Source organism: Pseudoalteromonas sp. UCD-33C, from assembly GCF_001306895.1.
Lineage (GTDB): Bacteria > Pseudomonadota > Gammaproteobacteria > Enterobacterales > Alteromonadaceae > Pseudoalteromonas.
This window is the reverse complement of record NZ_LJTB01000005.1, coordinates 149,121-162,608: the sequence shown is the minus strand read 5'-3', so window position 1 is coordinate 162,608 and position 13,488 is coordinate 149,121. Positions and strand designations below refer to the sequence as shown.

Sequence of the window (13,488 nt, the reverse complement as noted above, 5' to 3'; positions counted from 1 at the left end):
CTAATGCAATATGTTTGGACGAGCTAAACGAAACACCTCGATTGGCGCTTCAAACTCAGTCCCAAATTCGTTACGCATGGTGTAATGGCCTTGCATCGTCCCAACAGGAGTATCAAGCACTGCACCACTGGTGTATTTGTAGCTTTCACCTGGGGCAATGGTAGGTGTTTCACCCACAACCCCTTCACCTTGTACTTCCACTTCTTTGCCGTTGGCATCGGTAATTAACCAGTAACGACTCAATAGCTTAGCACTGCATAAACTGTGGTTTTTAATGGTGATTGAGTAAGCAAAAACGTATTTATCTTGTTCAGGCTCTGATTGACCTTCTACATAGAAGGTTTCAACCGACACCTTAATTGGAGAACCTAAATTACTGCTTGTTGTCATAAATCCAATTAGCTATATCAATAAATTGTTGTAAAGATAGGCTTTCAGCACGCAGAGTGATATCAATGCCTATGCTTGTTAGTTCTTCAGCTGTCAGTAAGTTAGATAAACTATTACGTAAAGTCTTACGGCGTTGATTAAAGGCTTCTAAACATACCGTGTTTAGTAACTTAGTGCTTTTAGCTGAACGTTGCTCAGGCTTTTTAGGGATCAAGCGAATAACTGCTGAATCTACTTTAGGTGCAGGCTTAAAGCACTCTGGCGGCACATCAATCACTGGCATTGCGTGACAGTAATATTGTGTCATCACGCTTAAGCGACCAAAGGCTTTACTGCCCGGGCCTGCGACCATACGTTTGACCACTTCTTTTTGCAGCATAAAATGCATGTGCTCTACGTTATCCGCGAACTCAAATAAATGGAAGAGCAGTGGGGTCGAAACGTTGTATGGTAAGTTACCAAAAATCTTTAACTTTTCGTCAGACTTGATCAAAGAGCTAAAATCGAATTTCATTGCATCGCCTTGATGCACTGTTAACTTTGGCCCTAAGAATGGGTGGCTCGTTAAACGTTCAGCTAAGTCTTTATCTAGCTCAACAACCGTTAGGTGGCCACTTAAATCAGCGACTGGCTCAGTGATTGCACCAAGACCCGGGCCGATTTCTACTAAATTGTCTTCAGGTTTAGGATCGATAGCCGTGACGATTTTGTCGATGATCATGTCATCGTTTAAAAAGTTTTGACCAAAACGCTTACGAGCGCGGTGTCCTAAATGTACTTTATCTGTCATTGATTCTGTGCTTTTTCATGGGCGAGCTTAATTGCTTCGCGGATCGCTAATTCAAAACTACCTACATCAGCAGTACCTGTGCCGGCTAAATCGAGAGCCGTACCGTGATCTACAGAGGTGCGAATAAATGGCAGGCCAAGGGTGATGTTGACCGAATTGCCGAAACCTTTGTATTTTAGCACAGGTAATCCCTGATCGTGATACATTGCAAGCACGGCATCTGCTTGCGAGAGGTATTTATCTTGGAACAAGGTGTCAGCAGGCAAAGGTCCAATTAAGTTCATGCCTTGATTATTTAACAGCTCTAAAGTTGGCGCTATGGTATCAATTTCTTCAGTGCCTAAATGACCATCTTCGCCAGCATGTGGATTTAGACCACAGACGAGGATACGCGGTTTTTCAATACCAAACTTAGTTTGTAAGTCATGGTTTAAAATAGTGGCAACTTTACTTAAACGTTCAACGGTGATTGCGCGCGATACATAAGCAAGCGGTATATGCGTCGTAACAAGCGCTACACGTAAGCCTTCTGTAGCTAACAACATCACTACATCGGCAGTATTCGATTGCTGCGCAAAGTACTCAGTGTGACCGCTGAATGAGATACCTGCTTTGTTGATAATCCCTTTATGCACAGGACCTGTTACAACAGCGGCAAAGGTACCATCCATATTTTTTTCACTGGCAATGCGCAGTGTATCCAGCACGTATTGACCATTGGCGTCATTAAGTACGCCCACTTCAACGTCAGAGCCTAAATCTACTTGATGTAAGTAAACGCTGCCTGCAGGGGCAATGCTTGGGGCTTGGCTGTCATCGAAGTCAATTAAATTAATATCTAAACCAAGCAATTTAGCGCGCTGTTTTAACAGCGCGCCATCAGCAATCACCACCAGTTGGGCATCCCACTGGTGCTGGGCTAACTTGATAAGTAAATCAGGGCCAATACCGGCTGGCTCACCTGGGGTAATTGCAATTCTAATGGTCATAATTTTTATTCTGTTGGGAAAATATCAACGTGCGCTTGTTCACGCATTTCTTGCTGCCAGTTGAAACTTTCTTCTTTAAATTTACGATTAAACAGTAGTTGGTGAGCGCGGTTACGCTTAGCTTGCTCTGTTTTATCAGCTACACGCTTATCAAGTAGCTGTACAATGTGCCAACCAAACTGTGTTCTGAATGGCTCGCTGATTTCATTTTTATCTAGAGAAAGCAGGGTATTTTTAAATTCTGGTACATAGGTGCTTGGATCAGTCCAATCGTACTCACCACCTTTTAATGCTGAACCCGGATCTTCAGAGTATTCTTTAGCAAGTTCACCAAAGTCAGCTTTACCTTCACGTAGCTCTTTTGCAAAACCTTTTAGCATGTCACGCGCTTTTTCTTCGCTTAAGATGATAGAAGGCTTAATTAAGATGTGACGTGAACGAACCTCTGTTGTTTCAACAACTTGGCGACCACGAACATCTTGCACTTTAATGATGTGGAAACCAGCACCTGAACGAAGCGGGCCAACGATATCGTCTTTTTTATGGCCTTTTACCGCTTCTGCAAATAGTGATGGCATTTCGTTGATGCTCATCCAACCTAGCTGACCACCTTCAAGGGCTTTTGAACCGCTAGAAGATGAAATAGCGATACGCTTGAACTCTTTGCCTTCTTTTAAAAACTCGATAACTTTATCTGCACGTGTTTTAGCACTGGTGATTTCATCAGCTGTTGCATCACTTGGGATATCAATCAAGATATGACCAATATCATACTCTTCGGCATTCTTGCCTTGAGTTTCCATGATTTTAAGAAGGTTATCGATTTCTTGTGGGCTAATGTAAATACGGCGGTCAACGTTCGCACGCATTACTTGTTGCGTGGTGATTTCTTTACGAATTTCTTCACGGTATGCTGGGTAGCTCTCGCCTGCTGCCTCTATAGTGCGACGTAAATCAGCGATTGTACCGCCTTGCTCACGAGCCATATTTTCAAGTGTTTGGTCTAACTGAGAGTCAGAGATTTCTAAACCCATGCGCTCAGCAAGTTGCATCATCAGAGTTTGGTTTACTAAACGCTCGATTGCTTGAATGCGAAGCGTATCATCAGAAGGTAATTGCTGACCTTGCTCTTGCGCTTGAGTTTTTACGCGATTGATAATGGTGTCTACTTCACTTTGTAAAATAACACCTTGGTTAACTACACCAACGACTTTGTCAATTTCGACAGGTTTTGCGAAAACGCTTTGGCAAAGGCCAACTGTTAATAATGCAGATGCAAATAATTTTTTTAAATTCATACTTTTTCTAATACTCTTGCTAATAGTACTGCGGTACTAGTTATTAAGAAAATACGGTCTACGATAGCCAAAAATACCTTGTTGTAATAATTTTTGTGCATCATAACGGCTTTTACTTCCAAGCCCTTTTAATACGATATTGAAGCCAATACTGGTATCAAAGGTTGCTTGCTCTTGACCAATCGCCTGGTTTAAATCAGTTTCGATTTGACGACGGCCTGTGATTTGAAACGCCCAACAGCACGATTCATACTGAAGACCGCTGAAAACCTCAATGCTACGACCACTTTCTAAATCGCGGTGATAGCTGCCAACAAACTGCCAATCTTGCGATAGCGGAATGCTGGTAAATAGACCAACTTGCTCGATTGTATTGCCTGAGACATCATTTGCATAGCGATGGTTCAATTGCACGAGCTGTTTATCGTCACCTTTATAATCTAAGGTGATATTTGATTGAATAATTTCTTTACCATCAGTGTCGTATTGAATACCACCTGATAGATACCAGCGACGGTGCCAATGTAACATGGTTTGCGCTGCGAACAAGGCATTGTAGTTAGTATCAACATTAATACCTTGTGATGTAGGCTTGGCATCATCACTTAAATAGAAGATTTGGCCTGCGCTGAAATTAAATACTTCTTCGTTTTCATTGCTAAATAAGCGAGTAGTCGCACCTAACGTAAATTGGTTCGCAGTAGCAATACGGTCGATACTTGAGAAACGACGGTCTCTAAATAAACCAAAAAAGTCATCTTGTAATTTTGCCGTATCGTAAAGGCCAATATTTGATTGGTCTTTATTAGGCGTATACAAGTACTGAATTTGTGGCTCAAGAGTTTGAATACCATCTTTGAAGAAAAACGCAGTATCACGTTCAAAATTTAATTGGCTGTATAAACGCACTTTTGGCAGGGTACGGGTGACTTTTTCGTCGTAGTCTGTCCCTGCTAAATCACCATGCTGGTTATATTCAGTATGTAATACGCTGAACTCAGATAAAAATGACCATGCGTATTCTTGATAACCAAAGCTTGCTTTAGGTTCTATGTGAACACGGCTTGCTTCATCAATAACTGCGTCATCATTCGTGAAATAACTAAGCTCACCATCAAGGGTTAAATCAACGCCATAAAAATCATACGCATCAGTTTGCGAAAAACTAATTTGTGGCAGCGCCGCATATGACTCGCGGTGATCACCAAGTACTTCAAAACTCTGTAGCTTAATATTGGTGCGCCAAGTGTCACCTAAGTGGGTGAGTGAACCTGTACGGTATAACTGAGTGTCTGTGCGAGTCGCATAGCCAGAATTTAAATCGGTTAAGTAGTTATCATCACTAACGTTAGTAATATCGATATTACCGCGCCAGTTTTCACCAAAGTAACTTTGCTGTTGCCAATGGAATAGATAACGCGAGTCAACATTTGGCTCTTCATCATCTTTATCTAGATACTCAACGGCAATGAGACCGTTGTTTTGCTCAGTTAAATAACGAAACTCACCAATCATTTGCAAACCGCGTTTAGACATATAGCGCGGCGTAATGGTGGCGTCGTAATTTGGAGCAATATTCCAGTAATACGGAGTGATAGTTTCAATACCGTAGCGGCCTGAACTTGAGAAGTTAGGCGTTAATAAACCTGATTTACGACGGTCATCTAACGGAAACGTAAAATAAGGAACATAAAGAACTGGCGTATCAAATACCCGTAATACGGTATTGTGGGTCTCGCCCCAGCCATCTTCGCTTGATAAGTCAATTTCGTCGGCTTCAATTGCCCACACCGGTGTTTCGCCCGGACAGGTAGTAAAGCTTGCGTTCATCAGGTTTAGGCCAGACTCGTTGACTGTTAGTTTTTCTGCACCACCATGACCAAGTTGGTCGGTGAGCTTATAATCAGCACCAAGCAAGCTTAATTCAGAATTATTTAAATCCGCATTGAGCCCAGAACTATTAATTTGGCTTACTTTATCGCGATAAACGATAGGGCCGGTTGCATTAAGTAACCCACGTTGTTTGTCAATCAGTGCACTTTGTGCGGACAAATTCATCGTTAGGGTGTTAATATCTACATTACCGGTAAATTCTGCGCTTTGGGTACCCAATAGTTCAATATCATCGGATTTGATATCGATCATATTAAGTTCAAGGCCAGGGAGCGGTTGCCAAGCTCTGGTTTGCATTGAAGTGCCACAAAAATTGTGTGTCAGTTCAGTTTCGGCGAACGATGGTGCGCTAAGTACGCTTAGCATCATTATGCCCCAGGTTTTGCTCATTTAATGACCTTAATGCTCTTTGGTTGGATATAAGCTAGACATAATAAAGGAAAACAATGGCAAATACAGTAATTGACTTAGTGAAAAATAGATATCTTACTAAATGAATCGTTATAAAAGTTTACAGCAGTTTTTGAATCCTCATTTTAAAGAGGATGAATATCAATTAGCCGCCATCACAGGGGATGCGAGTTTTCGCCGTTATTTCCGCGTAAATACAAGTGATCAGAGCTATATTGTCATGGACTCAGATCCAGATAAATTAGATAACACGCCTTATATAGAACTCAATAAAGTGTTTTCTCAGCATGGCTTTAAATTACCAAAAATTCTTCAAGCAGATGAAAAGCAAGGCTTCTTCTTGCTGAGTGATTTAGGCAATACTCATTTGGCTGATTTACTGGGCGACGAAGACCGCACTTTACACTACAAACATCTAATAAAGTTAAGTGCACAATGGGCGCAAATCCCGCCAGCCCAATACATGAAAGTATTTGATGGCGAGTTTTTACAATTTGAACTGAGCATTTTTAGAGATTGGTTAGTCGATAACTTTATTGGTGAGCAACTTTCTGCTGATGAGCAGCAAATGTGGCAACAGGCTTGTGAGTTATTAGTTAACAATGCCCTTGAACAACCAATTGTTACAGTGCACCGAGACTTCCATAGCCGCAATATTATGCGCACGGGGCAGCAATGGGCAATTATCGATTATCAAGATGCGGTACAAGGGCCAGTGTGTTATGACCTTGTGTCGTTATTAAGGGATTGCTATTTCAAGTTACCAGAGCAAGAGCTAGATTACCTTTTACATTACGCTTATGACGAATTCAGCGAGCAACAGCTATTGCAAGACACCTCATTTGCGATGTTTAAGCGCTGGTTTGACTTAACCGGCGTGCAGCGTCATTTAAAAGCTGCAGGTATATTTTGCCGCTTAAAATTACGTGACGGTAAGTCTGGTTATTTGAATAATGTGCTGCCAACCCTTACATACATTAGTAATGTCAGTAAAGAATACCCAGAGTTAACAGCCCTTGGCCAGTGGATAGAGCAGACTATTATTCCACAGACTAAGCAGCGATTAACGAAAGAGTCCAAATGAAAGCAATGATCCTAGCGGCGGGCCGTGGTAAACGCATGATGCCGCTAACAGAAACGATGCCAAAGCCGATGCTAAAGATTAACGGCAAGCCATTATTAGAGCATCATATTAATAACTTACGCCAAGCAGGCATTACCGATATTGTCATTAACCTTGCCTGGCAAGGTGACAAAATAACAGAGTATTTTGCTGATGGTTCGCAGTTTGGTGTATCGATCACTTATAGCCAAGAGCAGGCTGGGGGGCTTGAAACCGCCGGGGGCATCATTCAAGCATTGCCGTTATTGGGTGAGCAATTTATTGTCATCAATGGTGATGTGTTTACTGATTATGATGTGACTTCGTTGATGCAGCTTCATCTGCAAGCAGGGGAGGCGCATATTGTACTTGTTGAAAATCCCGCGCATAACCCTGATGGTGATTTTGCACTGAGTCACCTAAGCCCAGATAGTCAAAAGTATACTTTTTCCGGTATAAGTCGCTATCATGCTGATTTCTTTAAAGGTCTCAGCGCAGGTATTCGTCCACTTGGGCCCATTTTGCGAGAAAAGCTCAGTGAACATCAAGTTTCGACTGAGCTTTATTTGGGGCAATGGGATGACATTGGCACACCAGCCAGGCTCGACGAAATCAATCAGCGTTTCGCTTTGTAATAACAACAGAGGTTTGCCAAATTATGTGGGGAAAAGTACTCGGTTTTTGTTTTGGCTTTATGTTTGGCAAATTTATAGGAGCCTTACTGGGCCTATACCTAGGCCATATGTTCGATCGCAGCTTAAAACAAGACTTTGATAAAGCAGGTGGTTTTTCTGGTTTGTTTAAAGGCGATGATATTAACGAGCGCCAAGCACTTTTCTTTTCTAGCTGTTTTGCGGTGATGGGGCATATCGCCAAATCGAATGGTCGCGTTAGTGAAACGCATATTCGTGCTGCAAGTTTGTTTATGGACGAAATGGGCTTATCGGGTGATGAGCGAAGAGAAGCACAAGATGCCTTTCGTAGTGGTAAAGAAAGCGACTTTTCATTAAAAGAAACCGTTCATGACTTTAAAGAGCGCTTTGCTCGACGCCATGATTTATTGCAACTGTTCCTCGAAATACAAATTCAAATGGCCTTTTCAGATGGCCACCTTGCAGAGCAAGAAAAGCAGCTATTGCAAGAGGTGAGCAAGCAGTTAGGTATTTCACGTACTCAGTTCGCATTTTTATTAAAACGCTACCAAGCCGAATTTGCATTTCGTCAGCAACAGCAGCGTTTTTATGAACAGCAACGTCAACAAAGCCAGCAAAATCGCAGTAGTCATAGTGAACAGAGAGGGCACAGTGTGCCACCGAATAATGGTATGAATCGCGCCCAAGCGTTGGCTCTTTTAGGCTTAAACAATGATGCTTCAGCGAGAGATATTAAAGTTGCTTATCGAAAGCTTATGGCTCAGCATCACCCCGATAAGCTGGTATCGCAAGGTTTACCAAAACATATGATGGAAGTTGCGGTAAAGAAAAGCCAAGATATTCAAGCGGCTTATGAGTATTTAAAAAAGGCGGCGTAAAAAGCCGTCTACCTCTTTAAGCAGCCGCTGGTGCTGCTCAGGCTCTGAAGGCACACCAAATAACTCTCTTTGTCGGTAGTCATATTTAGCGTGTTTTCTTACCCAGCGTTTTCTGTCTTTAACACTTTGCAGGGTGTCAGGGTTACCCTCGCTGTAAAAAATATCCAGTAACGGTGGGCTGATAGTCGAAAGCGTGGCATTGAGATGCTGGTTACGAACACTGTTAGGTAAATAACTACCTAGGCTAATAAAAGCGTTTAGTTCGTTATTTGGAAAGCTAGCATAATGCTCTATCAATAGCCCCGCACTGGCACCTTGTGCCACCACAACAATATTGCCGCCTTCATCCATTGCACTGTTATACAAGGCATTGAATCTGGCAATTAGCTTTAATTTGTAATCATCAAGTACGGCTTCACTGATATTAGGTTCACCTGTAACAAAGTGAGGCGCTTGTTGTGTTTGTGCTGGTGGAGCAGAAGCTGCTTGCTCATCGCCTTGTTCATTACTTTGTGTTGTTGACTCAGATTCAGAGCTCTCAGGTGACTCGGGCGTTGCCATATCGACAGGATGCCAATCAATGTCAGGCATGGTCATGGCAAGGGTTGCATAGCCAATTTCGTTTAACTGCTTGCGCAAAAAGTTAATACCAGCATTATTAGTGGGTAAGTGTTGCCAATCAGGAATGATTAGCACAATGCCGCGTTGGCTCGCTGCCATCGATTGGCGATATAAGCTAATGAACTCATCTTCACCAGCAAGCAGAGTGCGTACTTCATCGCTAGGTAAAAAGCGTTGTATATCGTTAGTGACCAAACTTGACCAAGGGGTAGGTTTAATAAAATCGGCAGCGTTCACATTGCCCATCAACGCAAAACAAGCTGCGTAAAGTAAGCGATGTGCGGGTTTTAAATTCATGCCGATATTACCTGAGTCTTTAATTAAATCAGTTATTGATTAACTATCGGCAGTATTTATTAAATATTTAGCGAATTGTCTTAAAACTCAGGAGCGGCTTCAAAAATCAATGTTTCACCGCTGGCTGGGTGAGCTAAGGTTAGCATTTCAGCATGCAGTTGTAAGCGAGGGGCCATGGCGAATGCCTCGGGGTGAGCATACAACTTATCGCCTAAAATAGGGTGACCCAATGACAGCATATGCACACGTAGTTGGTGAGAACGCCCAGTAATAGGGGTAAGCTCAACACGAGTTGCATTCTGTTCATATTCAAGCACTTTAAAATGGGTTAATGACGGTTTGCCATTATCGTGATCAACCATTTGCTTTGGTCGGTTCGGCCAATCACAAATAAGTGGTAAATCTACCGATCCAGTTTCTTGCTCAAGCTTACCAAATACACGAGCAATGTAGCGTTTTGCAGTTTTTCTATCTTGAAACTGAATGCTTAAATTACGATGCGCTTCTTTGTGCATAGCTAAACAAATAATGCCAGAGGTCGCCATATCAAGGCGATGAACAATTTTTGCCGTTGGAAAAACGCGATTAATGCGAGCAATAAGGCAGTCGGCGTGTTTTGGATCTTTTCCCGGCACAGTAAGTAAACCACTTGGTTTATTCACAATAAGCAAGTCATCGTCTTGATAAACAATACTTAAATAAGGTGTCATTGGGGGATTATAATTGAGTAACACAGCCAGCCTCGATGATATGCAAGTGCGCTATTTTAAAGGAGTATGAGCGCATACACAATGCCAGTGCTGGTTTTCGAGTAGCAGCTAAGATACAGTAAATTCAGCTATGGAGTTTAAATAAAAGGACAAGTGAATGTTTCGCCTTGGTTTAATTCGCAGTAAACCTTGTACACGTTGTGGCTTAGAAGTTAATGACCTTGAGCCAGAGTGTCCGCATTGTAAAGGCTTTTCAGACCTACAAGCAGTATATTTGAAGCAAGCTTACAAAGACGATTTAATAAAAAGAAACAAAAGCTTAGCTAAGTTATTTTGCTAGCTAGCGGCATTGGCCGTAATTATTACCCTTGTGGTGTTTTTTGTATAAAAAACGCGATGTGAAAGCACATCGCGTTTGTGGTTTTGAGTTTAGCGCTTCAACGTTAGTGTGAAACGACAATTAAACGAATTGCATCCAGTTTAACTTGGGCTTTTTCGATGTAAGTCGTGAGTTCGCTACGCTGTTTATCAAAGAAGCTAAGCTCTTCATCACGAATATTCGGGTTGATCTGCTTAAGTGCCGTTAAACGAGCTTGCTCTTCACCAAGGGCAGTTTGCATTTTCTCTAGTGATTCAGCACGCAGTGCTTCTAGCTTGGTTTGTGCCATGCCTTGTGCGCTGGTGATCATTGGGTGAATGGCACTTTGTAGCGCGCTGGCTAATTTACTTGCCGTTTGGCGACCAACCGCAGACAACTGCTGATTGAAAGCATCAAAAGCAACATTATCAGCCAGATTGTTACTACCCTTATCTAATAAGATACGAATAGGCGTTGGTGGCAAGAAGCGGCCAACCTGAAGTGCTTTAGGCGCCATCGCCTCCGCAATGAAAATAAGCTCAACAAAGAAGGTACCAGCAGGTAGCTTTTTGTTTTTCAGTAACGCCACAGAGGCAGTACCAAAGTCATCATCACAAATCATGTCTAAGCTGCCTTGCACCATAGGGTGGTCCCAGCTGATGAAATGGGCGTCTTCTTGCGAAAGCGAGGTGCTGCGATCAAACGTTACTGTGATGCCATCATCTTTTAAGCATGGGAAAGATGGATTTAGCATGTGCTCAGTTGGTTTCAAGATAATGGTATTTTCACCTTTATCTTCTTGGCTTACACCAAAGGTGTCGAACACATTGATCATATAACTTGGTAGCGTGAATTGATCGTCTAACTCTTCGATATCAGCAACAAGACTTTCTGCTCGGCCTTGGCCACTAGAATGCAGCTCTAGTAAGCGGTCACGACCACTTTCCATTTGCTTACGAAGCTTGGCATTTTGACCTGCCACTTGTTCTAGTAGTGGGTCTAGCTCTTCTTCGTCGCAATTGTGTGCACCAATAAACTCAAGTAGTTCTTCGCCATACTCTTTATACAGCATTTGCCCTGTTGTCGAGGTTGTTTCAAACGCATCTAAGCCTTCGTTGTACCAACGTAATAACACTTCTTGTGCGGTGTTTTCAAAATACGGCACATGAATGTTTACGTCTTGAGTTTGACCAATACGGTCAAGACGACCTATACGTTGCTCAAGTAAGTCTGGATTAAGTGGTAAATCAAACAATACTAAGTGATGCGAGAATTGGAAGTTACGACCTTCAGAACCAATTTCAGAACAAAGTAGAATTTGCGCGCTGTCGTACTCGTCGGCAAAGTAAGCCGCTGCACGGTCACGTTCAACAATCGACATGCCTTCGTGAAAAACAGAGGCTTTAATTGCTTCACGCTCACGTAAAATCTGTTCTAGGCTAAGTGCGGTTTCTGCTTTAGCACAGATAAGCAGTACTTTTTCGTGTTTAAGGGTTTTTAAAGTTTCGATTAACCAATCAACACGTGGGTCAAATGCGCCCCAGCTTGCATTTTCACCTTCAAACTCTTGGAAGATCTTTTCAGGGAATAGAGCGCGAAGTGCCGTTAGTTCAGCATTTTGAATGCCGCCCATGTTACCCAGTACCGACATCGCCGTTTTATATTGTTTAGGCATTGCCATAGGGTATGCATGAAGCTTGCGGCTTGGGTAGCCATCAATACCGCTGCGGCTATTTCTAAATAAAATACGACCCGTACCATGGCGGTCCAGCAGCATTGATAAAATTTCGTTGCGCGCCGTTTCATCACCTTGCTCCGCTTTCGCTAAAAGGTCAGTAATGTCGGTTTCTTTTAATAGCTCTTTTAATGTTGCACGAGATGCATCATCAAGGCCTTGTTCACCCAGTAATTGATTAGCAGCTTCAGCAACTTCTTTGTAGTTACTTTCTTCTTCAACAAACGCATCGTAGTCGTAGAAACGATCTGGGTCGAGTAATTGTAAGCGGGCAAAGTGACTGCGGTGACCAAGTTGATCTGGCGTTGCAGTTAATAAGATAAGGCCCGGAATGTCTTGGCTTAACTCTGCCATGCGTTGGTATTCAGTGCTTGGCTTACCATTATTGATACTTAAATGGTGCGCTTCATCAACAACCAATAAATCCCAATCAGCCAGAGTTGCTTGCTCAAACCAGCGTTTTTTCTTGCTTAAGAACTCAAGGCTAGTAAGTACTAACTGTTCTGTTTCGAATACGTTTGGAGAGTCTGCGAATGCTTCATCACAACGTTCTTCATCAAAGATTGAAAAACGTAAGTTAAAGCGGCGTAGCATTTCTACTAACCACTGATGCTGTAAGTTTTCAGGCACAACAATCAATACGCGGCTAGCACGGCCACTGATGATTTGTTGATGTAAAATCATACCTGCTTCAATGGTTTTACCTAAACCCACTTCGTCAGAAAGTAAAACGCGTGGTGCAAAACGTTTACCCACTTCTTGTGCAATGTAAAGCTGATGCGGAATAAGGTTTGCGCGCTGACCAATTAAACCTTTTAAAGGAGATTGTTGGCGCTCAAACTGGTGCTGCCAAGTTTGGTAGCGAAGCGTGTAGCGGTCAAAGCGGTCCACTTGACCTGCAAATAAACGGTCTTGTGGTTTATTGAATTTGATAAAGTGATCTAAAAAGGTTTCTTTTAACTGCGCTTTTTCACCATTATCAATACGAATGCCGTGATAGCATAGTAACTCGCCTTGCTCTTCAACAGACTCGACTTCTAATTCCCACTCTTCAACGCTGCGAATAATATCACCTGGATTAAATGCGACACGAGTAACAGGTGCTTCTGTTAAAGAATAAACTCTGTTTTCTCCACTGGCTGGAAATAAAATGCTGACCTGACGGCCTTCAAGGGCAACAACGGTGCCTAATCCTAAATCTGACTCAGTATCACTGATCCAACGCTGACCTAAGGAAAAATTCATGTATGTCTCGTCTATGAAGAAAAAAGGCGGCTATGTTACCTGTAACGCCATGCTACTTCAAGGCAGTAAACTCGCCGCACTCAATTAAATTTAGTCAACCTTTTTAAGCCATTATTAA

The 13,488-nt window shown here is 42.5% G+C and carries 12 protein-coding genes; 4 read left to right on the top strand and 8 right to left on the bottom strand.

What is annotated here, in order from left to right; translation table 11 throughout:
- The 5 genes from apaG to lptD are packed head-to-tail and all read right to left on the bottom strand — an operon-like array spanning position 1 to position 5,750.
- The gene (gene apaG / locus AOG26_RS12330; protein WP_054550996.1) at positions 1–390 is read right to left on the bottom strand and encodes a Co2+/Mg2+ efflux protein ApaG; all 390 of its coding nucleotides are present in this window, start codon (positions 388–390) and stop codon (positions 1–3) included.
- Positions 374–1,180 (bottom strand): 16S rRNA (adenine(1518)-N(6)/adenine(1519)-N(6))-dimethyltransferase RsmA, encoded by an 807-nt coding sequence (gene rsmA / locus AOG26_RS12325; RefSeq protein ID WP_054550997.1) that lies wholly within the window; start codon positions 1,178–1,180, stop codon positions 374–376. Before rsmA ends, apaG begins: the two co-directional genes overlap by 17 nt.
- Positions 1,177–2,169, bottom strand: a complete 993-nt coding sequence (pdxA, locus tag AOG26_RS12320) for a 4-hydroxythreonine-4-phosphate dehydrogenase PdxA (RefSeq protein ID WP_054562772.1) — start codon at positions 2,167–2,169, stop codon at positions 1,177–1,179. Before pdxA ends, rsmA begins: the two co-directional genes overlap by 4 nt.
- Positions 2,170–2,174: 5 nt before the next feature.
- A complete protein-coding gene (gene surA / locus AOG26_RS12315; RefSeq protein WP_054562771.1) occupies positions 2,175–3,467 on the bottom strand; it encodes a peptidylprolyl isomerase SurA in 1,293 nt (430 codons plus the stop codon).
- A 36-nt stretch (positions 3,468–3,503) separates the two neighbouring features.
- Complete coding sequence (lptD, locus tag AOG26_RS12310) at positions 3,504–5,750, bottom strand: LPS assembly protein LptD (RefSeq protein ID WP_054562770.1); 2,247 nt, start codon at positions 5,748–5,750, stop codon at positions 3,504–3,506.
- Positions 5,751–5,853: 103 nt separating this feature from the next.
- Here lptD and AOG26_RS12305 point away from each other — a divergent pair, with 103 nt between their 5' ends.
- Genes AOG26_RS12305 through djlA form a run of 3 tightly spaced genes read left to right on the top strand, consistent with a single transcriptional unit; the run spans position 5,854 to position 8,404 of the window.
- Entirely contained in the window at positions 5,854–6,855 is a 1,002-nt protein-coding gene (locus AOG26_RS12305; RefSeq protein ID WP_054562769.1) for an aminoglycoside phosphotransferase family protein, read from the top strand.
- Complete coding sequence (gene murU / locus AOG26_RS12300) at positions 6,852–7,508, top strand: N-acetylmuramate alpha-1-phosphate uridylyltransferase MurU (protein ID WP_054562768.1); 657 nt, start codon at positions 6,852–6,854, stop codon at positions 7,506–7,508. The genes AOG26_RS12305 and murU overlap by 4 nt, the downstream gene beginning before the upstream one ends.
- A gap of 23 nt (positions 7,509–7,531) precedes the next feature.
- Positions 7,532–8,404, top strand: coding sequence for a co-chaperone DjlA (gene djlA, locus AOG26_RS12295; protein WP_054562767.1), 873 nt, complete (start codon positions 7,532–7,534; stop codon positions 8,402–8,404).
- Here djlA and AOG26_RS12290 read toward each other — a convergent pair.
- Positions 8,387–9,322 carry a DUF3530 family protein gene (locus AOG26_RS12290; RefSeq protein ID WP_054562766.1) on the bottom strand — a complete coding sequence of 312 codons (936 nt, stop codon included), beginning with the start codon at positions 9,320–9,322 and terminating at the stop codon, positions 8,387–8,389. The two genes, djlA and AOG26_RS12290, sit on opposite strands and share 18 nt — an antisense overlap.
- 80 nt (positions 9,323–9,402) lie before the next feature.
- Positions 9,403–10,056 (bottom strand): bifunctional tRNA pseudouridine(32) synthase/23S rRNA pseudouridine(746) synthase RluA, encoded by a 654-nt coding sequence (gene rluA / locus AOG26_RS12285; RefSeq protein WP_082401641.1) that lies wholly within the window; start codon positions 10,054–10,056, stop codon positions 9,403–9,405.
- 133 nt (positions 10,057–10,189) lie between these two features.
- Here rluA and AOG26_RS12280 point away from each other — a divergent pair, with 133 nt between their 5' ends.
- Positions 10,190–10,372 (top strand): hypothetical protein, encoded by a 183-nt coding sequence (locus tag AOG26_RS12280; RefSeq protein ID WP_054562764.1) that lies wholly within the window; start codon positions 10,190–10,192, stop codon positions 10,370–10,372.
- 103 nt (positions 10,373–10,475) lie between these two features.
- Here AOG26_RS12280 and rapA read toward each other — a convergent pair whose 3' ends face one another.
- Positions 10,476–13,370 (bottom strand): RNA polymerase-associated protein RapA, encoded by a 2,895-nt coding sequence (gene rapA, locus AOG26_RS12275; protein ID WP_054562763.1) that lies wholly within the window; start codon positions 13,368–13,370, stop codon positions 10,476–10,478.
- Between the last annotated feature and the right edge of the window lie 118 nt (positions 13,371–13,488).

Coding starts and splice junctions, on each gene's coding strand:
- apaG (WP_054550996.1), bottom strand. CDS start 390: ATGACAACAAGCAGTAATTTAGGTTCTCCAATTAAGGTGTCGGTTGAA.
- rsmA (WP_054550997.1), bottom strand. CDS start 1,180: ATGACAGATAAAGTACATTTAGGACACCGCGCTCGTAAGCGTTTTGGT.
- pdxA (WP_054562772.1), bottom strand. CDS start 2,169: ATGACCATTAGAATTGCAATTACCCCAGGTGAGCCAGCCGGTATTGGC.
- surA (WP_054562771.1), bottom strand. CDS start 3,467: ATGAATTTAAAAAAATTATTTGCATCTGCATTATTAACAGTTGGCCTT.
- lptD (WP_054562770.1), bottom strand. CDS start 5,750: ATGAGCAAAACCTGGGGCATAATGATGCTAAGCGTACTTAGCGCACCA.
- AOG26_RS12305 (WP_054562769.1), top strand. CDS start 5,854: ATGAATCGTTATAAAAGTTTACAGCAGTTTTTGAATCCTCATTTTAAA.
- murU (WP_054562768.1), top strand. CDS start 6,852: ATGAAAGCAATGATCCTAGCGGCGGGCCGTGGTAAACGCATGATGCCG.
- djlA (WP_054562767.1), top strand. CDS start 7,532: ATGTGGGGAAAAGTACTCGGTTTTTGTTTTGGCTTTATGTTTGGCAAA.
- AOG26_RS12290 (WP_054562766.1), bottom strand. CDS start 9,322: ATGAATTTAAAACCCGCACATCGCTTACTTTACGCAGCTTGTTTTGCG.
- AOG26_RS12280 (WP_054562764.1), top strand. CDS start 10,190: ATGTTTCGCCTTGGTTTAATTCGCAGTAAACCTTGTACACGTTGTGGC.
- rapA (WP_054562763.1), bottom strand. CDS start 13,370: ATGAATTTTTCCTTAGGTCAGCGTTGGATCAGTGATACTGAGTCAGAT.